The 23,425-nt window shown below is 53.8% G+C and carries 17 protein-coding genes and 3 tRNA genes; 10 read left to right on the top strand and 10 right to left on the bottom strand.

Going from position 1 to position 23,425, the window contains the following annotated elements; translation table 11 throughout:
• Nucleotides 1-17: 17 nt before the first annotated feature.
• The 4 genes from fucI (at nt 18) to fucR (ending at nt 4,527) form a co-directional block, all read left to right on the top strand.
• Nucleotides 18-1,793: an L-fucose isomerase gene (gene fucI, locus ACU8YC_RS14830; RefSeq protein ID WP_151218267.1), complete on the top strand. Its 1,776-nt coding sequence runs from the start codon at nt 18-20 to the stop codon at nt 1,791-1,793.
• A gap of 105 nt (nt 1,794-1,898) precedes the next feature.
• Nucleotides 1,899-3,317 (top strand): L-fuculokinase, encoded by a 1,419-nt coding sequence (gene fucK / locus ACU8YC_RS14835; RefSeq protein WP_446895488.1) that lies wholly within the window; start codon nt 1,899-1,901, stop codon nt 3,315-3,317.
• 1 nt (nt 3,318) lies between these two features.
• Entirely contained in the window at nt 3,319-3,741 is a 423-nt protein-coding gene (gene fucU, locus ACU8YC_RS14840) for an L-fucose mutarotase (RefSeq protein ID WP_187253135.1), read from the top strand.
• Nucleotides 3,742-3,798: 57 nt separating this feature from the next.
• A complete protein-coding gene (fucR, locus tag ACU8YC_RS14845) occupies nt 3,799-4,527 on the top strand; it encodes an L-fucose operon activator (RefSeq protein ID WP_151218270.1) in 729 nt (242 codons plus the stop codon).
• A 34-nt stretch (nt 4,528-4,561) separates the two neighbouring features.
• On the opposite strand, the gene rlmM is transcribed toward fucR, so the two are convergent.
• The 4 genes from rlmM to ACU8YC_RS14865 form a co-directional block, all read right to left on the bottom strand.
• A complete protein-coding gene (gene rlmM / locus ACU8YC_RS14850) occupies nt 4,562-5,662 on the bottom strand; it encodes a 23S rRNA (cytidine(2498)-2'-O)-methyltransferase RlmM (RefSeq protein WP_003034040.1) in 1,101 nt (366 codons plus the stop codon).
• A complete protein-coding gene (locus ACU8YC_RS14855; RefSeq protein ID WP_005130969.1) occupies nt 5,655-6,050 on the bottom strand; it encodes a DUF423 domain-containing protein in 396 nt (131 codons plus the stop codon). Before ACU8YC_RS14855 ends, rlmM begins: the two co-directional genes overlap by 8 nt.
• 19 nt (nt 6,051-6,069) lie before the next feature.
• Entirely contained in the window at nt 6,070-6,987 is a 918-nt protein-coding gene (gcvA, locus tag ACU8YC_RS14860; protein WP_151218271.1) for a glycine cleavage system transcriptional regulator GcvA, read from the bottom strand.
• 366 nt (nt 6,988-7,353) lie between these two features.
• On the bottom strand, nt 7,354-7,581 hold the full coding sequence (locus tag ACU8YC_RS14865; RefSeq protein WP_151218272.1) for a YgdI/YgdR family lipoprotein: 228 nt from the start codon (nt 7,579-7,581) through the stop codon (nt 7,354-7,356).
• A gap of 192 nt (nt 7,582-7,773) precedes the next feature.
• Here ACU8YC_RS14865 and csdA point away from each other — a divergent pair, with 192 nt between their 5' ends.
• Together csdA and csdE are read left to right on the top strand one after the other, a co-directional pair.
• Nucleotides 7,774-8,979, top strand: a complete 1,206-nt coding sequence (gene csdA / locus ACU8YC_RS14870; RefSeq protein ID WP_446895489.1) for a cysteine desulfurase CsdA — start codon at nt 7,774-7,776, stop codon at nt 8,977-8,979.
• Nucleotides 8,979-9,422, top strand: a complete 444-nt coding sequence (csdE, locus tag ACU8YC_RS14875) for a cysteine desulfurase sulfur acceptor subunit CsdE (RefSeq protein WP_151218274.1) — start codon at nt 8,979-8,981, stop codon at nt 9,420-9,422. Before csdA ends, csdE begins: the two co-directional genes overlap by 1 nt.
• Before the next feature lie 44 nt (nt 9,423-9,466).
• Here the strand turns inward: csdE and tcdA are convergent, their stop codons facing one another.
• Nucleotides 9,467-10,273, bottom strand: a complete 807-nt coding sequence (gene tcdA / locus ACU8YC_RS14880) for a tRNA cyclic N6-threonylcarbamoyladenosine(37) synthase TcdA (RefSeq protein ID WP_151218275.1) — start codon at nt 10,271-10,273, stop codon at nt 9,467-9,469.
• 108 nt (nt 10,274-10,381) lie between these two features.
• Nucleotides 10,382-11,479 carry a murein transglycosylase A gene (gene mltA / locus ACU8YC_RS14885; RefSeq protein WP_187253140.1) on the bottom strand — a complete coding sequence of 366 codons (1,098 nt, stop codon included), beginning with the start codon at nt 11,477-11,479 and terminating at the stop codon, nt 10,382-10,384.
• Nucleotides 11,480-11,684: 205 nt separating this feature from the next.
• Here mltA and ACU8YC_RS14890 point away from each other — a divergent pair.
• From ACU8YC_RS14890 to ACU8YC_RS14900, 3 genes are all read left to right on the top strand, one after another.
• A tRNA-Met gene (locus ACU8YC_RS14890) sits at nt 11,685-11,761 on the top strand.
• Nucleotides 11,762-11,809: 48 nt separating this feature from the next.
• Nucleotides 11,810-11,886, top strand: a tRNA-Met gene (locus ACU8YC_RS14895).
• 152 nt (nt 11,887-12,038) lie between these two features.
• Nucleotides 12,039-12,115 (top strand) — tRNA-Met (locus ACU8YC_RS14900).
• Nucleotides 12,116-12,189: 74 nt separating this feature from the next.
• On the opposite strand, the gene amiC is transcribed toward ACU8YC_RS14900, so the two are convergent.
• On the bottom strand, nt 12,190-13,443 hold the full coding sequence (amiC, locus tag ACU8YC_RS14905) for an N-acetylmuramoyl-L-alanine amidase AmiC (protein WP_151218277.1): 1,254 nt from the start codon (nt 13,441-13,443) through the stop codon (nt 12,190-12,192).
• 233 nt (nt 13,444-13,676) lie between these two features.
• Here amiC and argA point away from each other — a divergent pair, with 233 nt between their 5' ends.
• Nucleotides 13,677-15,008: an amino-acid N-acetyltransferase gene (gene argA, locus ACU8YC_RS14910; RefSeq protein WP_008785703.1), complete on the top strand. Its 1,332-nt coding sequence runs from the start codon at nt 13,677-13,679 to the stop codon at nt 15,006-15,008.
• A gap of 47 nt (nt 15,009-15,055) precedes the next feature.
• Here the strand turns inward: argA and recD are convergent, their stop codons facing one another.
• Genes recD through ptrA form a run of 3 tightly spaced genes read right to left on the bottom strand, consistent with a single transcriptional unit; the run spans nt 15,056 to nt 23,299 of the window.
• Nucleotides 15,056-16,876: an exodeoxyribonuclease V subunit alpha gene (recD, locus tag ACU8YC_RS14915; protein WP_252838637.1), complete on the bottom strand. Its 1,821-nt coding sequence runs from the start codon at nt 16,874-16,876 to the stop codon at nt 15,056-15,058.
• Nucleotides 16,873-20,418 carry an exodeoxyribonuclease V subunit beta gene (gene recB, locus ACU8YC_RS14920; protein WP_446895490.1) on the bottom strand — a complete coding sequence of 1,182 codons (3,546 nt, stop codon included), beginning with the start codon at nt 20,416-20,418 and terminating at the stop codon, nt 16,873-16,875. Before recB ends, recD begins: the two co-directional genes overlap by 4 nt.
• The gene (gene ptrA, locus ACU8YC_RS14925) at nt 20,411-23,299 is read right to left on the bottom strand and encodes a pitrilysin (RefSeq protein ID WP_252838635.1); all 2,889 of its coding nucleotides are present in this window, start codon (nt 23,297-23,299) and stop codon (nt 20,411-20,413) included. The genes recB and ptrA overlap by 8 nt, the downstream gene beginning before the upstream one ends.
• Nucleotides 23,300-23,425: the final 126 nt, after the last annotated feature.

Here is a 23,425-nt window from a genome sequence, read left to right on the forward strand (position 1 = left end):
AACGTGAGGAATCTGTGATGAAAAAAATCAGCTTACCAAAAATTGGTATTCGCCCGGTTATTGACGGACGTCGTATGGGTGTACGTGAGTCCCTCGAAGAACAAACCATGAATATGGCTAAAGCCACCGCCACGCTGATCACGGAAAAACTTCGGCATGCCTGTGGTGCACAAATTGAATGTGTGGTTGCCGACACCTGCATCGCCGGGATGGCTGAATCTGCCGCTTGTGAAGAAAAATTCAGCAGTCAAAACGTGGGCGTGACAATTACCGTTACCCCATGCTGGTGCTACGGGAGCGAAACCATCGATATGGATCCAATGCGCCCGAAAGCTATCTGGGGCTTCAACGGCACGGAACGTCCGGGGGCCGTTTATCTGGCGGCCGCGTTGGCAGCCCACAACCAGAAAGGTCTTCCTGCGTTCTCCATTTATGGTCATGACGTACAAGACGCGGACGACACCTCGATTCCTGCTGATGTTGAAGAAAAACTGCTGCGCTTTGCCCGCGCGGGTTTAGCCGTTGCCAATATGAAAGGCAAAAGCTATCTGTCTGTCGGTGGCGTGTCTATGGGTATTGCAGGTTCTATCGTCGACCATAACTTCTTTGAATCCTGGCTGGGCATGAAGGTGCAGGCGGTGGATATGACCGAGTTGCGTCGTCGTATTGACCAGAAAATATATGATGAAACCGAGCTGGAAATGGCGCTGGCGTGGGCGGACAAAAACTTCCGCTACGGCGAGGATCAGAACGCGCAGCAATATAAACGCAATGCAGAACAGAGCCGCGCGGTACTGAAAGAGAGTCTGCTGATGGCCATGTGCATTCGCGACATGATGCAGGGTAACCAGAAGCTGGCAGACAAAGGTCTGGTCGAAGAATCTCTGGGTTACAACGCGATTGCCGCAGGCTTTCAGGGTCAACGTCACTGGACGGATCAATATCCGAATGGTGACACCGCCGAAGCGCTGCTCAACAGCTCTTTTGACTGGAATGGGATACGTGAACCGTTTGTTGTCGCCACCGAAAATGACAGCCTGAACGGTGTAGCGATGCTGTTCGGTCATCAACTTACTGGCACGGCGCAGGTCTTTGCCGATGTGCGTACCTACTGGTCGCCAGAGGCGGTTGAACGCGTCACGGGTAAACCGCTGACCGGCCTTGCTGAGCACGGCATCATTCACCTGATTAACTCCGGATCCGCAGCGCTGGACGGCTCCTGCAAACAGCGCGACGGCGAAGGGAAACCAACCATGAAACCGCACTGGGAAATCTCGCAGAAAGAAGCGGATGATTGCCTGGCGGCAACCGAATGGTGTCCTGCTATTCACGAATACTTCCGTGGGGGCGGCTACTCTTCTCGCTTCCTGACCGAAGGCGGCGTGCCGTTCACCATGACCCGCATCAACATCATCAAGGGCCTGGGACCGGTGCTGCAAATCGCCGAAGGTTGGAGCGTGGAATTGCCGAAAGACATGCATGACCAGCTTGATGCGCGCACCAACTCCACCTGGCCGACCACCTGGTTTGCCCCGCGCTTAACCGGTAAAGGTCCATTCAGCGATGTCTATTCCGTGATGGCTAACTGGGGCGCAAACCACGGCGTACTGACGATTGGTCACGTGGGTGCGGACTTCATCACTCTTGCCGCCATGCTGCGTATCCCGGTGTGTATGCACAACGTGATCGATGAGAAAATTTACCGCCCTTCCTCCTGGGCTGCCCATGGTATGGATACTGAAGGCCAGGATTACCGCGCCTGCCAGAACTATGGCCCGCTTTATAAGCGTTAATGCGACTCAGCCCGGTGGCGCAAGCTTACCGGGCCTTACAGCAGTGGCTTTTGTAGGCCGGATACGGCTTTAACCCCATCATCCGGCAACGTTTCAGGAGTTTTTATGAAACAAGACGTTATCCTGGTCCTCGACTGTGGCGCGACCAACGTACGGGCTATCGCCGTTGACCGACAGGGAAAGATTGTCGCTCGTGCGTCGACCCCAAACGCCAGTGACATCGCTGCTGAAAACAGCACCTGGCATCAGTGGTCGCTGGAGGCCATTCTGCAACGTTTTGCCGACTGCAGTCAGCGGCTCTCTGCGCAACTGGCCGCCTGCCAGGTTCGTGCGATCGCCGTCACCACCTTTGGCGTAGACGGCGCGTTGGTTGATAAAAATGGCAAACAACTCTATCCGGTGATCAGCTGGAAATGCCCACGCACCACGGCGGTAATGGAGAATATCCACCGCTACATGTCACCGCAGCAGCTGCAGGAAATTTCCGGCGTCGGCGCGTTTAGCTTCAACACACTGTATAAACTGGTTTGGCTAAAAGAAAACCATCCGCAACTACTGGAACAGGCGCACGCCTGGCTATTCATCTCGTCGCTCATTAACCACCGTTTAACCGGCGAGTTCACTACCGATATCACCATGGCGGGCACCAGCCAGATGCTGGACATCCAGCAGCGCGATTTTAGTCATGACATCTTACAGGCAACGGGTATACCGCGTCGTCTGTTCCCACGTTTGGTTGAAGCGGGAGAACAAATAGGCGTTCTGCAACAGGAGGCCGCCAGCCTGCTTGGGCTTAAGGCGGGTATTCCGGTCATATCTGCCGGACACGACACGCAGTTTGCGCTATTTGGCGCTGGAGCCCAGCCAAATGAACCGGTGCTCTCCTCCGGTACATGGGAAATTCTGATGGTGCGCAGCGCGCAGGTGGATACCTCCCAGCTTAGCCATTATGCGGGTTCAACCTGTGAACTGGATAGCCAGCCCGGACTGAATAATCCCGGTATGCAGTGGCTGGCTTCCGGTGTCCTCGAATGGGTACGCAAGTTGTTGTGGACTGCTGATACCCCATGGCAAACCCTGATTGACGAAGCCAGGGCAATCCCGGCAGGTGCCGAAGGCGTGAAGATGCACTGCGACCTGCTGGCCTGTCAAAATGCGGGCTGGCAAGGCGTCACCCTCAATACTACCCGCGGACACTTCTATCGCGCCGCGCTGGAAGGGCTGACAGAACAACTGCAGCGAAATCTGCACACGCTGGAAAAAATCGGTCACTTCCAGGCGACCGAGCTGCTTTTGGTTGGCGGGGGAAGCCGCAACGCATTGTGGAATCAGATCAAAGCGAACGTGCTCAAAATGCCGGTCAAAGTGCTGGATGATGCCGAAACCACCGTAGCGGGCGCCGCGATGTTTGCCTGGTCAGGCATCGGGGAATTTTCCTCTCCCGAACAGGCGCGCGCGCAGGTGCGGTATCAGTACCGTTACTTTTATCCGCAAACCGAATCCGAACTCACAGGAGTCGAGTAACATGCTCAAAACGATATCTCCCTTAATTTCGCCCGACCTGCTGAAGGTGCTGGCTGAAATGGGCCACGGCGATGAGATTATCTTTTCCGATGCCCACTTCCCGGCCCACAGCATGGGGCCGCAGGTTATTCGCGCTGACGGCCTGATAGTCAGCGACCTGCTGCAGGCGGTTATTCCACTCTTTGAACTGGACAGCTATGCCCCACCGCTGGTGATGATGGCCGCTGTTGAAGGAGACGCCCTCGATCCCGACGTCGAGGCTCGCTACCGTCAGGCGCTTTCACTACAGACCCCTTGCCCGGACATTACGCGTATTGATCGCTACGCCTTCTATGAACGCGCACAAAAGGCGTTTGCGATCGTTATCACAGGAGAGCGGGCAAAGTACGGGAATATTCTTTTAAAAAAAGGGGTAACGCCGTAATCTCTGGTCAGAATGCCCGTCTGGTACGGGCATTCATCATATAATGAGGATCAGAACATGAAAGCGGCGCGCCAGCAGGCAATCGTAGATCTGCTTACTAACCATAAAAGCCTGACAACCGAAGCTCTGGCGTTGCAACTGAACGTCAGCAAAGAGACCATCCGCCGCGATCTCAGTGAGTTACAGACCCAGGGAAAAGTGCTACGTAATCACGGGCGGGCGAAAGTTATTCACCGGGAAAACAAGGACAGCGGCGATCCGTTTCATATGCGACTCAAAAGCCACTATGCCCACAAAGCGGATATTGCCCGCGAAGCGCTGGCATGGATCGAAGAAGGTATGGTGATAGCCTTAGACGCCAGCTCAACATGCTGGTACCTGGCGCGACAGCTACCGGACATCAACATTCACGTTTTTACCAACAGCCAGCCCATTTGCCAGGAATTGGCTAAGCGTGAACACATTCAACTCATCAGCTCCGGCGGTCGCCTTGAGCGAAAATACGGTTGCTACGTTAACTCCTCGCTCATCTCGCAGCTCAAATCTCTTGAGATTGACCTGTTTATTTTTTCCTGTGAGGGGATCGACAACGACGGTGCGCTCTGGGACTCCAATGCCACCAACGCCGACTTCAAGTCCATTCTGCTTAAGCGCTCAGCACAATCTTTATTGCTGATCGATAAAAGTAAGTTTAATCGTTCGGGGGAGGCCCGGATTGGGCATCTGGATGACGTGACGCATATCGTTTCAGATACGCCGCTGATTGAAACAATTCAGGCCGAATAAGACGTTTACGCTTCATCCGGCCTGCAATGTTAACTTATCGCTCGTCGCGACGACCACCGACGGCAGCCCACAGACGGCGCACGTGTACGGTTACTTCTTCACGATCATGGTACAGCTGACGCGCCTGAATCTGGGCATTTACGCCATGCTCGTCAAGCTGAGCCTGAATGTAAGCCAGGTTTTGCGACACCTCTTCGTAGCGTTTTTTCATCGGCAGTTTGAGGTTGAAGATCGTCTCACGACACCAGCCGTTGACCAGCCACTGCGCCATCAGGGCGGCAACCTTTGCGGGTTTCTCCACCATGTCGCACACCATCCACGAAATGTTGTTGCGGTTTGGGCGATACTTAAATCCGTCTTCACGCAGCCAGGTAACTTGTCCGGTATCCATCAGGCTTTGCGCCATCGGGCCATTATCCACGGAATAAACCCACATGTTGCGTTTAACCAACTGATAAGTCCAACCGCCAGGACACGCTCCTAAATCCACCGCATACATTCCGTTAGCCAGACGCTCATCCCACTCATCGGCAGGGATAAACACGTGCAGCGCTTCTTCCAGCTTCAGCGTTGATCGGCTCGGCGCATCCGCCGGGAACTTCAGACGCGGAATCCCCATGTAGAACGGAGAGTTATTGTCAGGCCAGGAATAGCCGGTATAGCAACAGCCAGGTGCGATAAAGAAGACGTGAACCACCGGACGTTTTGGCGTTTCATACTTTGCCAGCACGCCCGCTTCGCGCAGTGCCGCACGTAGCGGTACGGTAAATTTACGGCAAAATTTCACCAGCTCTTTGCTTTCATTGGTGTCAGCAACTTCGACACGCAGATCACCACCTTTCTCCACCACGCCCTGCAACATGCCGACAATCGGCGTAATGCGGTCTTCCGGCGGCAAATATTGCAGCAACTCTCCCACCACAAACATTTGACGGGCAAAAATCAGCGAGCTAAACGGCAACTCTTTCACGAGCTTTTCGGCATCGTCCTGCTGATAACATTCGAAGATGACGTAACCCGCATTATCTTTCACCCGGGCAAACCCGAAGATTTCCCGACGTCCTGCTTTATCCGTAATTTCTGCGGCGCACTCTTTTTCAAAACCCGGGCGACACAACAGTACTACCTTATTCATGGCTAACGCCCTTACGTTTCAATCGAATAGCACCCACTAGCATCAGCGCCCAACCCACAAGGAAACTGAAGCCGCCAACGGGGGTAACAAACGCCCACAGGCGTAAATGAGAGAGCGCGAGGCAATAAAGGCTGCCGCTAAACAGCACCGTCCCTAATGCCAGAAACACGCTACTCCAGTAAAACCAAATGCTAATGCGTCGCTGCATGGCGACGGCCAGGCCAAAGATGGCCAGCGTGTGAAAAGCCTGATATTCGAGGCCTGTCTGGATCCACCCCATTTCAACGACCCCGAGGGTTTTACTCAGAACATGTGCCCCAAAGGCGCCCAGCGCCACAAAGATAAAGCCACTGATGGCGGCAAAAATCAGCATAAAACGGCTGGTCATGTGAATACCCTACGTAAAATTATTGTTCATAACGAAAGCGGAATTTTTCTTGTTCCGTGGCCGCTTTCGCCAGAATCCACTGACGAAAGGCGGCTATTTTACCCAGTTCTGCCTGACTGTCATGACAAACCAGATAAAATGCGTTTTTGCTGACCAGAACATCATTAAACGGACAGACCAGACGTCCGGCTTCAATCTCGGACTGCGCCATGACGTTATTAGCCAACGCAATTCCCTGTCCATGGATAGCAGCCTGGAGCACCATGGCGCTATGGCTGAAGATGGGTCCCTGCTGGACGTTAATGTGGTTCAGGCCAAGCTGGCGCGTATAAGCCTGCCAGTCGCGGCGCGAGGCATCGTGCAACAGTGTGTGTTTTGCCAAATCTTCGGGTGTCTTTAGCGGTTTATCACCGGTAAGTAATAGCGGCGAGCAGACCGGCAATAAATATTCTGCGTACAATTTTTCAACGCGCAGACCCGGCCAGTTGCCTCGTCCGTAGAAAATCGCCACATCAACATCATCAGCCAGTTTGTCTTCCTGACGGTCCACCGCCTGGATCCTGACATCGATTCCCGGATAAGCTGAATTAAAGCTAGAGAGTCTGGGCACCAGCCATTGGATCGCAAAACTGGGCAATAAACTAACCGTAAGCGCGCCTTTTGCACTGCGTGCCTGAAGTTTACGCGTCGCGTCGGTTAATTGCGAAAAAATCTCTTTGATGTCGAGAAAGTAGCTTTGGCCTTCTTCCGTTAACAGTAAAGATCGATTGCGTCGACGAAACAGCTTCAGCCCCAGGAAATCCTCGAGTGACTTGATTTGATGACTTACTGCGGCCTGCGTCACAAAAAGCTCTTCTGCTGCGCGCGTAAAGCTCAAATGACGCGCTGCAGCATCAAAAACACGCAACGCATTTAAGGGTGGTAATCGTTTTGACATGACTTTTAGGCTTTGATGTTAAATCAATTTAACAATTAGCTAACAGGGTGTAACCTATTAGTTTTTTTTATCTGAGCCATTATAAATTGTCCGTTGAGGTTCTACCAGCAAATACCTATAGTGGCGGCACTTCCTGAAGCCGGAACGAAAAGTTTTATCGGAATGCGTGTTCTGGTGGGCTTTTGGCTTACGGTTGTGATGTTGTGTTGTTGTGTTTGCAATTGGTCTGCGATTCAGACCATGGTAGCAAAGCTACCCTTTTTCACTTCCTGTACATTTACCCTGTCTGTCCATAGTGATTAATGTAGCACCGCCAAATTGCGGTGCTTTTTTTTGTCAGACGCTTTGTCGATGGACGACGACCGGTTAGTTATCCAGCTCAACCATCTCTTTCACATCGGTACGGTTAATCTGCTGTTTGTTGCCATTAGCGTCTTTATACGAAATCATCCCCGTATCATTATCGGTCTGTGGCTTACCATCAGATACGATCGTTCGACCATCGTTGGTGTGCATCACGTAATTCGAACCGGAACAGGCGCTCAGGGCAAAAGTCAGCATACAAGCAGAGATAATTGCGGCAGTCTTTTTCATCTTCTTCTCCTTAAAGCGATTTATGCTATTAAAAACACACTCCGTAACAGGCTAAATTGCTAGCCTAACGCTAATTAGCATAAGACACTACGCAGACTTTGCCAGGATATCCAGAGTATTCCGATGGTTAGCACAACCCTTGTATCAGCGCCCTTTTTGCGCCACGATCGGGTTACTGAACTGAGGAATACCATGAACGCTTTTAACCCCGCGCAGTTTCGCGCACAATTTCCCGCACTCAACGATGCAGGCGTTTATCTCGACAGCGCTGCCACAGCGCTGAAGCCGCAGGCGGTAATTGAGGCCACCCATCAGTTTTATAGCCTCAGCGCCGGGAACGTCCATCGCAGCCAGTTTACCGAAGCACAGCGCCTGACCGCTCGCTATGAAGCCGCGCGGGAAAAAGTCGCACGGCTGATTAACGCGCCGGATGACAAAACAATCGTCTGGACCCGTGGCACGACGGAAGCTATCAATATGGTTGCCCAAAGCTATGCGCGGCCGCGTTTACAACCGGGCGATGAAATTATCGTTAGCGTGGCGGAACATCATGCCAACCTCGTTCCCTGGCTAATGGTTGCGCAACAAACGGGGGCTAAGGTCGTCAGACTGCCGCTCAACGCCCAGTTCTTGCCAGACGTTGAGCGCCTCGCGCAACTCATCACCCCACGCAGCCGCATTCTGGCGCTCGGACAGATGTCGAACGTCACCGGGGGGTGTCCGGACCTGGTCCGCGCCATTACGCTCGCCCATGCGACTGGGATGGTGGTGATGGTCGACGGCGCTCAGGGGATTGTCCATTTCCCTGCCGACGTTCAGCAGTTAGATATTGATTTCTATGCGTTCTCGGGCCACAAGCTGTACGGCCCCACTGGCATTGGTGTGCTGTACGGAAAACCGGAACTGCTGAAAGCCATGTCCCCCTGGCTCGGCGGCGGTAAGATGATTAGTCAAGTCAGTTTTGACGGTTTCACCACTCAGGCTGCGCCATGGAAGCTTGAGGCCGGGACGCCTAACGTTGCTGGCGTTATCGGGCTAAGCGCAGCGCTCGAATGGCTGGATGACATTGATGCTGCACAGGCTGAAAACTGGAGCCGTGGTCTGGCGACGCTGGCAGAAGATGCGCTGGCGAAACGCCCCGGTTTTCGGTCCTTCCGCTGCCAGGACTCCAGTCTGTTAGCCTTTGATTTCGCAGGTGTTCATCACAGCGACATGGTGACGCTGCTGGCCGAATATGGTATTGCGCTGCGTGCAGGACAACACTGCGCTCAGCCTCTGCTGTCAGAACTGGGCGTATCCGGGACGCTACGCGCCTCATTTGCACCTTATAATACGCAAAATGATGTGGAAGCGTTGGTCGCAGCCGTTGACCGCGCCCTGGAAATATTGGTGGATTAATGACAAGCCCTCTGTTCGCCGGACACCCGTTTGGCACAACCATAACTGAAGAGACATTGCGCAATATCTTTATCCCGCTCACCCAATGGGAAGATAAATATCGCCAGTTGATTCTGCTGGGGAAGCAGCTTCCTGCGCTTCCGGATGCGCTAAAGGCTCAGGCCAAAGAGATTGCGGGCTGCGAAAACCGCGTCTGGCTGGGGCATAGCCTTCATGAGAATGGCACTCTGCATTTCTTCGGCGATAGCGAAGGTCGCATTGTGCGCGGGCTGTTGGCCGTCTTACTCACGGCCGTCGAAGGTAAAACGGCCACCGAGTTACTGGCGCATTCGCCAATGGCATTATTTGACGAGCTGGGTTTACGCACGCAGCTCAGCGCCTCGCGTAGCCAGGGGCTGCATGCCCTGAACGAGGCGATTTTTGAGGTTGCCCGACAAATTTGAGGGTTGTTTGCCGGAGAGCGAAGTCACCATCCGGCATATCAAACTCAATGCTGACGCGCCGCTTTCGCCATCATCTTCTTCAGTGCGTGTGAAACGGCAACAAAACCAAAGGTAGCGGTCACCATCGTGGCCGCGCCAAATCCGGATGCACAATCCATACGTTTCGGCCCTTCAGCCGTCGCTTTCATCGCACATACAGAGCCATCTGCTTGCGGGTAAACCAGCGCTTCGGTCGAGAACACACAATCCACGCCCAGTTTGCCTTTGCTGTTTTTCACCACGCCAAAATCGCTTTTCAGCCGCTCACGTAGTTTGGCCGCCAGCGGATCCTGGATGGTTTTTGCCAAATCAACGACCTGTATTTGTGTCGGGTCGATCTGCCCGCCCGCACCACCGGTCGTCACCAGCGGGATTTTGTTACGCCGGCAGTAAGCGATCAGCGCCGCTTTTGGACGCACGCTATCAATCGCATCAATGACATACGAAAATCCCGCGTTCATATATTCTGCAACGTTGTCCGGCGTAACAAAATCATCGACCACGTTAACCCGGCACTCTGGGTTAATCTGGCGGATACGTTCCGCCATCACCTCAGCTTTTGCTAAACCAACGTTATCGCGTAGAGCATGGATCTGGCGGTTAGTATTGGTGACGCACACATCATCCATATCAATGAGCGTAATGGCGCCAATGCCGGTGCGCGCCAGTGCTTCCGCCGCCCAGGATCCCACGCCGCCAATCCCGACCACACAAACGTGCGATTGGGCAAACAGTTGCAGCGCATTTTCGCCATACAGACGCGCCGTACCGCCAAAACGCTGACGCCAGGCATCACTTATAACCACAGACATAACACCTCAAATTCATTAATACCGAGCAATATGACTGCCTGATGGCGGCTTCGCCTTATCAGGCCTACTTAATAATCCAGGCCGGATAAGCACAGCACTATCCGGCAATTAACCGCTGAACACGTTACCCGCACCCGGCGCGGTTTTCAGTACCCACACACGACCGTAGTGATTATACCACCCCGCACGATGTCCAGCGTCGGCTCCAATGCCCTGGTAAATATCGAAGTGTTGCCCTTTAATCGCCCCGCCCACATCCAACGCCACCATCAGGCGCAGTTCGTACTGGCCGGTAAACTTGCCGTTATTGTCCAGTAAGGGGACTTCCGCGAGTAACGTTGTGCCCGCAGGAATGATGCTGCGGTCAGAAGCCACGGATGCGCGACCAATCAGCGGTACCGCGCTGGCCCCTTTGACCGGCGCAAAAGATTGCGGTTTAAAGAAGACAAACGATGGGTTCTGCTCCAGCAGCTCACGCACTTCGGCTTCGCTGTGGGTTTCACCCCAATGACGAATGGCCTGCATCGACATATCTTCTTTTTTCACTTCACCACGGTCGATAAGTACCTTCCCGATACTGCGATAGGCGTGACCGTTTTTCCCGGAATAGCTAAAGAAGTTCAGCGGGCTGCCATCGCCAAAATCGATGTAACCACTGCCCTGAACATCCATAATGAAGTTATCCATCAGGGAGTTGCTGTACGCCAGAATATAATTGTCGCTCAGGGCACCCGCATAAATCTCGGCACGGCTGGGTAAGCGCCCACGTTTTGGCGGCATGCGATAGATAGGGTACTGAAATTCGCCCTGACGCGTATGGCGCGCTTGGATTACCGGCGTGTAGTAGCCCGTAAACTGGACGTTACCGTAGTTGTCCGCCCCTTCCATTTGCCATGCATCGATACCAAACTGGCGCATACTGCGCGTATCGCCGCCCGCACGTAGCCATTGCTGGATAGCGTTGTAAACGTTGCTCTGGTTACCGTACAAACGTGGCGATGCGCTGCGAATTTGATTAACCTGCTCGGCGAAATCACCGGCATTAATTGGCGCACCAACCGCATCAGGCTGATTCACCAGTGAGAAAGGCTGGGTAAATTTCCCGTCTTTATACTGCTGCCCACGATCGGTGGGTTTTGAGGAACACGCGGCGAGCATCGCGACTACTACTCCCGCCAGAAGATATTTTGCCCAACGTCCTTTCATTGTTCTCGTCTTATGTTGCCTGAATGCGAGACGAAGATAACAAACCCCCGAACCTAATGAAATGCGTATACCTATCCGAACGCAAATTTTGCGCAAAAAACAATCCAGAATGCGTTGTTTTTGTTCATTTTCACCCTAAAAACGTGATCAGGGTGAAAAAAGGGTTGCATGAAATCATTAGCAGAGTATAGTGCGCATCCACGGACGCGGGGTGGAGCAGCCTGGTAGCTCGTCGGGCTCATAACCCGAAGGTCGTCAGTTCAAATCTGGCCCCCGCAACCAATTAAAATCAGAAGCAGTAACGTTACTCGATGGAAGAGTAATGACGGACGCGGGGTGGAGCAGCCTGGTAGCTCGTCGGGCTCATAACCCGAAGGTCGTCGGTTCAAATCCGGCCCCCGCAACCAATTAAAATCTGATGTAATATTTTTGCAAAGTAGTTCAAATCACAGCAAGGCGGCGACGCAGTGAATCCTTAGGAGCTTACTCCAGTAAGTGACTGAGGTGAACGAGGAAAGCCAACGCAGATGTGGTTTGAAATACGAAGCAAAAAGACGGACGCGGGGTGGAGCAGCCTGGTAGCTCGTCGGGCTCATAACCCGAAGGTCGTCGGTTCAAATCCGGCCCCCGCAACCAACACATTAAACACCTTAACGGGTGTTTTTTTGTATCTGCAATCCGTAAAAAAAGCGCTTTTCAGCGCTTTTTTGTTATCCCCTTCTCGCCAGCGTCGCCCCATCGGCAAAGTAGGCTTTAATCCCCGCCAGAATCGACTCTGCAACTTCCTGCTGGAAGGTCGCCGTTTTGAGTTTGCGCTCTTCCTCAACGTTACTGATAAACGCTGTTTCTACCAGAATGGACGGAATATCCGGCGCTTTTAGCACCGCAAACCCGGCTTGTTCAACCTGGTTCTTATGCAGATTGTTGATTTTACCAAGCTTATTTAATACCGCTTTACCAAACTTCAGGCTGTCGGCGATGGTCAGGGATTGCACCATGTCGAACATAGTATGGTCGACGTAGCGGTCGCCGCTCTTGCTAACGCCACCGATGAGATCCGAGGCGTTCTGGGTTTGCGCCAGATATTTCGCAGCGGTACTGGTTGCGCCCTTGGTCGAGAGCGCAAACACCGACGAACCGCTGGGCTGTCGACTGGTAAAGGCATCGGCGTGAATAGAGACAAACAGGTCTGCGCGCTGCTTCTGCGCTTTCACCACGCGGACTTTAAGCGGAATGAAGATATCTTCATTTCGCGTCATAAAGACCTTCATGTTGCCCTCTTTCTCTATGAGGGCTCGCAGGCGGCGGGCAATCTGCAGCACCACATCCTTTTCACGCGTCTTGTATTTCCCCACCGCACCGGAGTCTTCTCCGCCGTGGCCTGGATCCAACATAATGACAATGGGACGATCGCGCCCCGCTTTACCCGGCTGCGGGCCACTTTGTGCAGGTGGCACCTGTTTATCCAGATCGCCCTTGTTGTAATCTTCCAGCAATGCCAGCAGCGGATCCTGGACATCCTGAGCATTTGCAGGATAGAGGTCCATCACCAGACGTTCTTTAAAGCCCGCCACCGGAGCCAGCGCAAAAAGTTGCGGCTTCACATTCTGTTTCAGCTCGAACACCATCCGCACGGTCTTTGGATCAAACTGGCCTACGCGCGCCGACTTAATATACGGATCGTCAGGACGAATCTGTGCTCCCATACCCTTGAGCACCGAGTTCAAATTAACGTCTTCAATATCCACAACCACACGCTCAGGATTACTCAGGGCAAACTGTTTGTATTTCAGCAGACGGTTAGATTCCACCGTGACGCGGGTATAGCTGGACGCAGGCCAGATACGTACGGCAACGACCTGACTCGCGGCAGCCAAACCAACCTGGCTGACGCTTAAAAGCCACATAGCACCCGCACCTTTCAGTAAACGGCGGCGACTGATTGCTGAGTTGGATCCCGACATGCTTCTCCCGAGCAAAAGAAATCTGTATTGAGTAATACGTAAAACGTCCGAATTGACCGGAAACTTTAGCGAATGACGCATAATCTGTCATCTATAAAAGGGTAAACATTCTTTTTATATTCACGGTATTACTGATAAAAATCTTCAGCATGAGTAAAAATTACGCTTGCGCATAGGACCAAAACAGAATAAAAATACACAAATTACGAATAATCATGCAATGAGGGTGTACCGTGGTGAAGGAGCGTAGAACCGAACTGGTACAGGGATTCCGCCATTCTGTTCCCTATATCAATACCCATCGGGGAAAAACGTTTGTCATTATGCTGGGCGGTGAAGCCATCGAGCATGAAAACTTTTCCAGTATTGTCAATGACATTGGTCTTCTTCATAGCCTCGGCATCCGCCTGGTCGTGGTCTATGGCGCACGCCCGCAGATTGATGCCAATCTTGCGGCGCATCATCATGAGCCGGTGTACCACAAAAACACGCGCGTCACCGATGCGAAAACCCTGGAGCTGGTCAAACAGGCTGCGGGGCTACTTCAGCTTGATATCACCGCCCGCCTGTCGATGAGCCTGAATAATACGCCGTTGCAGGGGGCGCATATCAATGTGGTCAGCGGTAATTTTATTATCTCCCAGCCGCTGGGCGTTGATGACGGCGTAGATTACTGCCATAGCGGGCGTATTCGTCGTATTGATGAAGATGCTATTCACCGCCAGCTGGACAGCGGCGCGATTGTGCTGATGGGCCCGGTCGCCGTTTCCGTCACTGGTGAGAGCTTTAATCTGACGTCAGAAGAGGTCGCCACGCAGCTGGCTATCAAACTGAAGGCAGAGAAAATGATCGGTTTTTGCTCGTCTCAGGGTGTCACCAACGATGATGGCGATATTATTTCCGAGTTGTTTCCTAACGAAGCTCAGGCTCGCGTTGAGTTGCAGGAAGAGAAAGGCGATTACAGCTCCGGTACGGTGCGTTTCCTGCGCGGAGCAGTGAAAGCCTGTCGCAGTGGCGTACGCCGCTGCCATCTGATCAGCTATCAGGAAGATGGCGCCTTGCTGCAGGAACTGTTCTCCCGTGACGGCATCGGGACGCAGATTGTAATGGAAAGCGCCGAGCAGATCCGTCGCGCTACCATTAACGATATCGGCGGGATTCTGGAGCTTATCCGCCCGCTGGAACAGCAAGGTATTCTGGTCCGCCGCTCGCGCGAACAACTGGAAATGGAGATCGACAAATTCACCATTATTCAGCGCGATAACCTGACTATCGCCTGCGCCGCTCTGTACCCTTTCCCGGAAGAGCGGATTGGTGAAATGGCATGCGTGGCTGTGCATCCCGACTACCGTAGTTCGTCCCGCGGGGAAGTGTTGCTGGAGCGGATCGCCGCGCAGGCCCGGCAAATGGGGCTGAGCAAGCTGTTCGTGCTGACCACACGCAGCATTCACTGGTTTCAGGAGCGAGGCTTCACGCCGGTGGATATCGACCTGCTGCCGGAAAGTAAAAAAGAGATGTACAACTATCAACGGCGGTCAAAAGTGCTGATGGCGGATTTAGGGTAGTGATCGTTGCCGGATACGGCATAACTGCCTTATCCGGCCAGCAAATGTTATTGATTAAACAGCGCCGACAATCCGCTGCGTCGTTCAGTGCGGGTGGCAATGGCGCCACTCAATATCCGCTCATCGGCATACAGCGACAAACGACGACGCGCGCGGGTAACGGCGGTATAGACCAGCTCGCGAGTCACCACAGGTGAATGCTGGTTGGGCAAAATCAACGCCGCGTGGTCAAACTCAGATCCCTGCGATTTATGGACGGTCATTGCCCAGGTGGTTTCATGTTCAGGCAAGCGACTGGGCTGAACCGATTTGATAGAACCGTCCGGCAGCGCAAACCATACCCTCAGACCCTGCCCACGATCGAGGGCAATGCCAATATCACCGTTAAATAATCCCAACGAACTGTCATTGCGCGCGATCATCACTGGCCTTCCCTCATACCAGCGGCTATGCGTCGCACGGTGAATTTTGCGTTTTTGCGCCATCACCTGCTCAATGCGTTCATTCAAACCACTCACGCCAAACGGACCTTCCCGCAGGGCGCACAATAGCTGATACTCATTGAAGGCCTGAATGACAGCATCCGGCTCGGCGCGCTCGCGCAATAAATCCAGATAGTGACCATAACCCGCCAGCGCTTCCTCCAGCATCGCAGAGTAATCTTCGCTGCTGTGCAGAGAGCGTTTTTCGATGTCGCTAAATCCCTGCTGGAAGACCGTTTTTATCGCGGCTTTGTCACCACGATTAATCGCTGCAGCCAACTGACCGATTCCGGAATCGCTACCGAAACGGTAGCTCTTTTGCAGCAGGCACAAACTGTCACGCAGAGCAGCCGCCTGAGTTCCCGAACCGGCCGGAATAGTGGTTTCAGTCAGACGACTAAGCTGGCGGGCACGCTCCGGGGTAAAACCATCACCGACGAAAGCACAGATATCTCCCAGTACTGCCCCCGCTTCAACAGAAGCGAGCTGGTCGCGATCGCCTAGAAATATCACCCGCCCATGTGGCGGCAGCGCATCGATAAGGCGCGACATCATCGGCAAATCGATCATCGAGGCTTCATCCACTACCAGCACGTCCAGATGCAACGGGTTTCCTGCATGATGCCGCAGGCGTTGGCTACCAGGCTGAGCCCCCAATAAGCGGTGCAACGTACTGGCGTCATCGGGAATGCGCTTCTTTTGCTCATCGGTCAGCGGCAGTTCACGCAACGCCGCGCCCAGCGAGGCGGTCAGACGTGCTGCTGCTTTTCCCGTGGGTGCCGCCAGACGAATACGACAGCGTTCACCCTCCGCCATCTGAATCAACGCCGCCAGAAGCCTCGCCACCGTTGTTGTTTTTCCGGTCCCCGGTCCGCCGGAGATAACCGATATACGGCGGGTCAGCGCTACGGCAGCAGCCACTTTTTGCCAGTCAACGCCTTCAACGGGTGGAAACAGCGCCGCCAGCGTGTGAGTCAGCCGTTGTTCATCCACCTCAATGGCGTGGTTAACTTCACCGAAAAAGCGCGCCACCGCGCGTTCGTTATGCCACATCCGGTTCAGATACAAACGATCGCCGTACAGCACCAGCGGCGTCGGCTGATCGCCACGGCTTACCGCCCCGGAGGCCAGCAGGCATTCAGCCCAGTCTTCAGGCTCTCCCGCTTCAGCGAGCCAAGCGCTTAACAGCGGATGCGCGTCCTCGCTTCGGGATAGACGCGAAAGCGGTAAGCAGACGTGCCCTTCTCCAGCTTCACGGCTGAGCAACGCCGCTGCCAGTGCAACGGCAGGGTTATCATTTCCGGCAACCGCCAGTGCAAACTGGGCATCCAGAGGCCGGAGCTGCTTTTGCTCAACGGCTTCCAGTAATCGTTTCTGGATTGTCATGACATCTCCTCCAGCGGCACACCGGCAAACAACTCGTCCATCAAGGCGATCAACTCCCCCTCTGGTCGGGTCGCGAAAATTCCCTGCTGCGGATTTTCACGGTCAACACCACGCAGGAAGAGATAGATAACGCCGCCAAAATGGCGTTCATAATCGTAATCAGCAATGCGATGGCGCAAGTAGCGATGCAGCGCGAGGGTATAAAGTTGATACTGCAGGTCGTAGCGATGCGCCTGCATGGCAGAGGCCATCGCCTGCTGTGTATAGGCTGAGCTGTCTTCGCCCAGCCAGTTCGATTTGTAATCGAGCAGGTAATAACGTCCCTGATGGCGGAATACCAGGTCAATGAACCCTTTTAGCATGCCGCGCACCTGCATAAAATCAAGCGCAGGGCACCCTGCCGAGAGCGGATCGTATTGGCGGATCAACGCATCAAGTTGGCTGGCCATCAGGGGCTGCGAAATCGGCAGATAAAACTCCATCTCCACCTGTTTTTCACGCGCGGAAAGCTGACTCAGGCTCACGCCGTTCTCATTGAGAGGCGCCTGCAAAATAGCGTCCAACCATGCGGTCAAAACCGGCGTCCAGTGTGCGTCATAACCGCCCAACGCCAATTTTTCTTCGACCCAATCTGGCTCTACTGGTTGGGTAAAGTCGAGATCTTCAAACAAGCTATGCAAGAATGTACCCGGCGAAGCGCCACGCGGGAACTGATGCGGCGTGAGTCCTGATTCTTCAATAACCTCACCGACGCCTGCGGCATCGATATCCAGTCGCGGGATCAGATCCTGCGCAATACCATGTCCACGCTGTTGCAGACCGGAATAACTGGTCACGCGCCAGCTGTCGCCGGGCTTACGCTGCAGTATTTTCGCACTCAGTTCACCGCTGACGTTCTGCGCAACCTGCCAGGGTTCACCGTCAGGCTGTGCTGGCGTCTGGCAGGCAATATCATCGCAGCACAGCGCTTCAATCGCGCCACGCAGACCCGCGGCATCCATCGGTTCGCCTTTTTGCAACAGGCGGCCAAGCGCGCTCTGATGCACATCGGTATCCCCTTTTTTATCGCCCCGACGGCGCACCAACGGCGCAACGCCAAGACTGCAGTGCCATACCGAACGGGTCAGTGCGACATAGAGTAAGCGCAGATCCTCCGCCAGACGTTCCGCTTCGGCCAGCTCAACGCTCTCCGCGGCATCGCTGAGATCCAGCACCGCTTCAAAGGAGCTGCGATCGTGATAGAAAGCCTGATCCTGGACGCGGAAATTGGTGATAAACGGCAGCCAGACCAGCGGATATTCCAACCCTTTCGATTTGTGGATAGTGACGATTTTGACCAAATGCTTGTCGCTTTCGAGCCTGAGCTGCTGACTGGAGGCATTGCTGTCGGGTTCAAGAATATGCTGAGATAGCCAGCGCACCAGCGCATGCTCGCTTTCGAGTTGCGAGCCGGCTTCCTGTAACAGTTCACTGATGTGTAAAATGTCAGTCAGGCGACGTTCGCCCCCCGCCGTCGCCAGCAAGTTTTCCGCAATCTGGCGGGCCGACATCAGCGCGCGCAGCATCGGCATCACGCCGCGTTTATGCCAGATCTGACGATAGCCATCAAACTCTTCAACCACCGCATCCCAGGCATTTTCGTCGTTATTTAACGCTTCAAGATCCTGCGCATTCAGGCCCATCATTGAGGTCGCCAGCGCGCTACGCAGCGTGTTCTCACGCTCCGGCGTCATCACCGCCTGCAGCACCCACAGCAGTTCCTGCGCTTCGAGCGTTTCAAACACGCTGTCACGGTTGGAGAGATAAACAGAGGAAATGGCCAGTTGCGTCAGCGCATCACGGACCAGCGCCGCCTCCTGGCGGCTACGAACCAGTACGCTGATGTCCGAGGCGCGTACCGGCCTGGACGCTTTACTGCTGACCAGTTGCGCAGCCCCAGAATGCCCGGCCTTAAGCCAGTCGCGAATGTGCGTGGCGCACACCTGCGCCATATAGTTCTGATAGTCGCCTACGCCACAGCTTTCCCCTTCCATCAGCCACATACTCATGGCTGGCTGCGTTTCACCGTGTATAACAAACTGAAGCGACTGGTTTTTTTCTGCGAATTTGACCGGGCTGAAGGGGATTTCGCGGAACATAAAGGCGTCATTCATCTGGCTGAAAATCGTATTCACGCTATTGACCATGCCAGGAGCCGAACGCCAGTTAGTATCAAGCGTATAGTGTGCGCTGACTTCGCTACGCGCCTTCATGTAGGTAAAGATATCCGCACCACGAAACGCGTAAATGGCCTGTTTCGGATCGCCAATCAGCAGCAGCGCGGTATCCGGCTGATGTTGCCAGATCCGGCGAAAAATACGGTACTGCTGCGGGTCGGTATCCTGGAATTCATCGATCATCGCGACCGGAAAACGGGTACGAATCGCCGTTGCCAGCGCATCACCACTTTCACTGCGCAGCGCCGCATCCAGACGGCTGAGCATATCGTCAAAACCCAGCTCGCCTCGGCGGCGTTTCTCCTCGGCAACCGCCAAACGGATCTCCGCCAGCGCCCGGGTGATCACCAAATCGCGGAGAGTTAACGGTTCGCTAAGCAGTTCATCAATTGCGACAAACAGCGGGTGCTGAGGCGTTACGCCGCCCGCTTTGGTTCGCTCTTCTAAAAAGCGCTGGGAGAATTTCTCCAGCGCATCAGGCAGTTGATAGCTTTGTGTTTCTTCCTGCGCCCATGCGCTGATCTTTTCGATCCACTTGCCCTGGTTACCGCGATTAAATTTACGCCGGTCAATCCCGGAGGCCTCCAGCAGGCCATCAAGCTCATCAACGGCATCGCGCCATTGCTGCTTAATTTGATTAATACGCGCGAGAATGTGTTCGTGCCGGGTTGCCAGCGTTTCATCATCGGGCGGCGGAGCCTTAATAACCGGCGCTTCCCCTTGCAGATAGCGATCGATATCCCTTAACAGCGCCTGCGGCCCTTTCCACGTTTCAAAAATCACCTGCGCAATATCGCGGGGCAGCGGATAGCAGTGTCGACGCCAGAAATCCGCGCAGGCCTGATAACGCAGTAGTGATTCATCTTCGATCAGCTGTTGTTCAAACAGCATGCCTGATTCAAAGGCGTTGAGGCTGAGCATACGCTGGCAAAAACCATGAATGGTAAACACCGCCGCTTCATCCATCTGCCTTTCAGCCAATAGCAGCCACTGGGCTGCCTGTTTTTTATCGGCGATTTCATCTAACAGACGGGCGTATAGCGGGTTGTCAGTGGTTTCACGCAGGCAGGCAATGCGCAGTTCATGGATGTTGCTACGGATACGACCGCGCAACTCTTCAGTAGCCGCCTCGGTGAAGGTGACCACTAACAGTTCTTCGACGGTCAGCGGACGGGGAAAGGCGGCAGAGCCGCCCAGTCCAAGCAGCAAACGTAAATACAGGGCGGCGATGGTAAAGGTTTTACCGGTGCCCGCAGAGGCTTCAATCAGGCGCTCGCCCGTCAGGGGCAAGCGGAGAGGATCAAGGGACTCAGCGGCATCATTCATTCTTATCACTCATCAGGGGTAAGGTTTGCTGCAACGCGCTGACGGTCTGCCACACTTTCCAGCCTTCCGGGTGCACATATTCTGCTTTCCCGTTCTGACTGCCGGAAATCTGTGACAGTATCGCCATGCCTTGCGGCTCAACCACCGCCTGATGGAAGAAGTCGGCAAGTTTTTGCGGCGTCAGCAGTTTAATCTGAGCCACTATTTTATCACGTGAATCGAAGCGCATATTGCCGCGATCAAAATCTTTGCTTAACTGCGAGGCTTCTTCCCCCAGCGTTTGCGGCGCCTGCAGCATTTGCGCAATAATCGCCTGCTGAATTTGCGCGAACTCTTCAGGTTTCATCGCCCGCAATTTCGCTTCCGCCGTCGGGAAAAACGCTTTATAACGCTCCCAAAGGTAAGATGGTTGCTTATCGCTGCTTTGCAACAGGAACCCCATTCCCCACTGACGTCCAACGCTCATCGGGAAAGCAAATACAGCGTAGCCTAATTGCTCTTCAGTACGCAGTTGATTGTAGAACCACGGTTGAACAATCTGCCCTAACATGGCGCTATAGGCTGAACTGGTGTATTCGTCGTAGCCAGTTGGCACAAATACCGCCGCCAGCGCGGAATCCGTGCTGCTGCCCGCTTTTTCAAAGATGACGGACTGCTTCTTGTCTACAACCACATCTTTATTGCGACACCACTGTGACCCGTTAGCGCCAAGCTGTTTTTGGATATCCCGCGCCATGGTCGTCGCCTGAGCTTCGCTCATATTGCCAATGACCAGGAATTCAGGCCGCGCCCCGGTTTTCAAGGCATCGCGATAGGCCATTACCTCTTTCAGGGTGATGGAAGGCAGCAGCTTACGGCGCTCATCGCGTGAGAAGTACGGCACCTGAGAAAGCATCTGTACCGGCATAATAGCCTGATCGTAGGCTTTCCCCTTCTCTGCGGAATCCATCATCTGGGCATACCAGGATTTTGCCTGTTCCAGTTGTTCATCTGTTGAACTGTAGCTGAAATAGCCACTCAGCAGCGCCTGAAAAAGCTGCGGCAAACGTTGGGTGTAGCCGTTAGCATTTAGCATCAAACCATTATTAGCGTTGGTAGAGAAACCAATCCCCCCCACTGATGCCTGGTTGCTTAACTGATCGAGCGCAACGCCCGCCAGGTAATCGTTAAGTGCGAATAATACCTGATTGCGGGCGCTGTCCATCGCTTTCGGGTTACGCAGGATCACGCTGACATCGGCTTTCGGCTCACTGGCAAAATACTGGCTCGGCGCATACACCACGCGTAAATCCGGCTCATCAACGATCAGTTCCGGGTGAGCGTATTTTTTATCCGCCTTAATCAGCGTGAAATCATCAGGAATGTAGGGGTTCAACTCCGGTAATGACAACGCAATGCCTTGCGCTTTTTGCTGCCAGTCGGCAAAGGTTTTGTCGCTGATTTTATCTACCTGATAAGGTGCATCGACAAAGTAAGCCGTTTTATTATGCGGCTCTTTCGCGCTGATATACCAGATACGCGCATTCTGCGGCGTCATCATTGCCAGACGTTGCTCAACGGCCTTCGCATCGTATTGATCGGCAATATTCACCGCATCCAGAGTATGCTCGACGGGAACGCGGATCATGGTGTCTGCCAGCCATTCCACGTAGTCCATATCACGCGTGATGGAAGGATAACGGAAATCGAGATCCAGCACGTGCGCCAGTTCGTCAAAATAGCGTTTGTCTACGCCTTTCTCGCGTAACAGATTGAGATAGCTAAAGATTGCAGCAACAACCTCATCGCGGTTCGCAAGACCTTTGTCGGTTAACGTCGCGGAAATGGCTAACACGCCGCTATTACCATTGACTACCGGATCGGAATCCGCACGAATACCTTCCACCAGCCCCTGCTTTTGCAACCAGTCAGACAATGTGCCCAGGCTACGATTGCCAATCAGGTAGGTCACCAGCTCATCGGTTTTACTGCGGAATTGCGCGCTATTGTTATCAATACGAAACTCGACGCGCAGCACTTTACGCGGCATTGCCGGAACATAGTGGATGATGACGCCCTTTTGCGCGTCAGTGACTACCGGTACGGTAATTTCAGGCTTGTCGATATTTCTGTTCGGCACGCGTCCAAACGTGTCAGCCGCTATCCGCGCCAGCTCTGGCAATGGTTTATTGCTATAAATCACCGCCTTCATCAGGTTCGCAGAGTAGTACTTTTCATGAAATTTTTGTAAAGCCTGCACCACCGGGTTGCCCGGTTTATCGCTTAATGTCTCAAGATTTCCGCCAGAGAAACGCGAGCCTGGGTGCGCCGGGTTAATGGTTTCAGCACTCACCTGCGCCATACGCATCCCGTCTCGGGTACGCGCCAGCGTCAGCTCGGAGTTAACCGCGTTACGCTCGCGATCGGCATATTTTTTATCCAGTAACGGATCGGCAATAGCGTCCGCCAGGCGATCTACCGCCCCCACCAGCGCGTCGTTTTCAACCTCAAGATAGAAAGCCGTACGATAAGGCGCGGTGCTGGCATTATGGCTGCCGCCGTGCATTTTCAGGAATTCAGACAGACTGTCCGGCTGTGGATATTTTTTCGACCCCATTAAACACATGTGTTCGAGATAATGCGCCAGCCCCTGATGATCGTCCGGATCTTCCAGTGAGCCCACGGGGACCACCAGCGCAGAAAGGGATTTCACGGCCTGCGGATCGGATACCAGCAATACGACCATACCGTTATCAAGGCGTACGGCCTGATACTGACGGGTGTCTTTATCGCTTTTACGGATGGTTTCAGCTAAAGGCTGCCAACCGGTATCTGCCTGACTTACGGGAACCCAAAGGGCGACGAACAACAGTAATGCGCTGAACCAGGTGCTGCGGGGCATTCACAAACCTCATCATTAACGTATTCACCTGTTCACTGCAAAACACGTATAAATACGTGATCTGAACAGGGCAAGACTCTGCGCTGAGCAAGTCAGCATCTTCTCTTTGTAAGAATCAGTCCGTGA

The organism is Citrobacter sp. VF227, assembly GCF_052950715.1.

Excerpts from the sequence above, each read along its gene's own strand:
- fucI (WP_151218267.1), top strand. The coding sequence starts at position 18 with ATGAAAAAAATCAGCTTACCAAAAATTGGTATTCGCCCGGTTATTGAC.
- fucK (WP_446895488.1), top strand. The coding sequence starts at position 1,899 with ATGAAACAAGACGTTATCCTGGTCCTCGACTGTGGCGCGACCAACGTA.
- fucU (WP_187253135.1), top strand. The coding sequence starts at position 3,319 with ATGCTCAAAACGATATCTCCCTTAATTTCGCCCGACCTGCTGAAGGTG.
- fucR (WP_151218270.1), top strand. The coding sequence starts at position 3,799 with ATGAAAGCGGCGCGCCAGCAGGCAATCGTAGATCTGCTTACTAACCAT.
- rlmM (WP_003034040.1), bottom strand. The coding sequence starts at position 5,662 with ATGAATAAGGTAGTACTGTTGTGTCGCCCGGGTTTTGAAAAAGAGTGC.
- ACU8YC_RS14855 (WP_005130969.1), bottom strand. The coding sequence starts at position 6,050 with ATGACCAGCCGTTTTATGCTGATTTTTGCCGCCATCAGTGGCTTTATC.
- gcvA (WP_151218271.1), bottom strand. The coding sequence starts at position 6,987 with ATGTCAAAACGATTACCACCCTTAAATGCGTTGCGTGTTTTTGATGCT.
- ACU8YC_RS14865 (WP_151218272.1), bottom strand. The coding sequence starts at position 7,581 with ATGAAAAAGACTGCCGCAATTATCTCTGCTTGTATGCTGACTTTTGCC.
- csdA (WP_446895489.1), top strand. The coding sequence starts at position 7,774 with ATGAACGCTTTTAACCCCGCGCAGTTTCGCGCACAATTTCCCGCACTC.
- csdE (WP_151218274.1), top strand. The coding sequence starts at position 8,979 with ATGACAAGCCCTCTGTTCGCCGGACACCCGTTTGGCACAACCATAACT.
- tcdA (WP_151218275.1), bottom strand. The coding sequence starts at position 10,273 with ATGTCTGTGGTTATAAGTGATGCCTGGCGTCAGCGTTTTGGCGGTACG.
- mltA (WP_187253140.1), bottom strand. The coding sequence starts at position 11,479 with ATGAAAGGACGTTGGGCAAAATATCTTCTGGCGGGAGTAGTAGTCGCG.
- amiC (WP_151218277.1), bottom strand. The coding sequence starts at position 13,443 with ATGTCGGGATCCAACTCAGCAATCAGTCGCCGCCGTTTACTGAAAGGT.
- recD (WP_252838637.1), bottom strand. The coding sequence starts at position 16,876 with ATGACAATCCAGAAACGATTACTGGAAGCCGTTGAGCAAAAGCAGCTC.
- recB (WP_446895490.1), bottom strand. The coding sequence starts at position 20,418 with ATGAATGATGCCGCTGAGTCCCTTGATCCTCTCCGCTTGCCCCTGACG.
- ptrA (WP_252838635.1), bottom strand. The coding sequence starts at position 23,299 with ATGCCCCGCAGCACCTGGTTCAGCGCATTACTGTTGTTCGTCGCCCTT.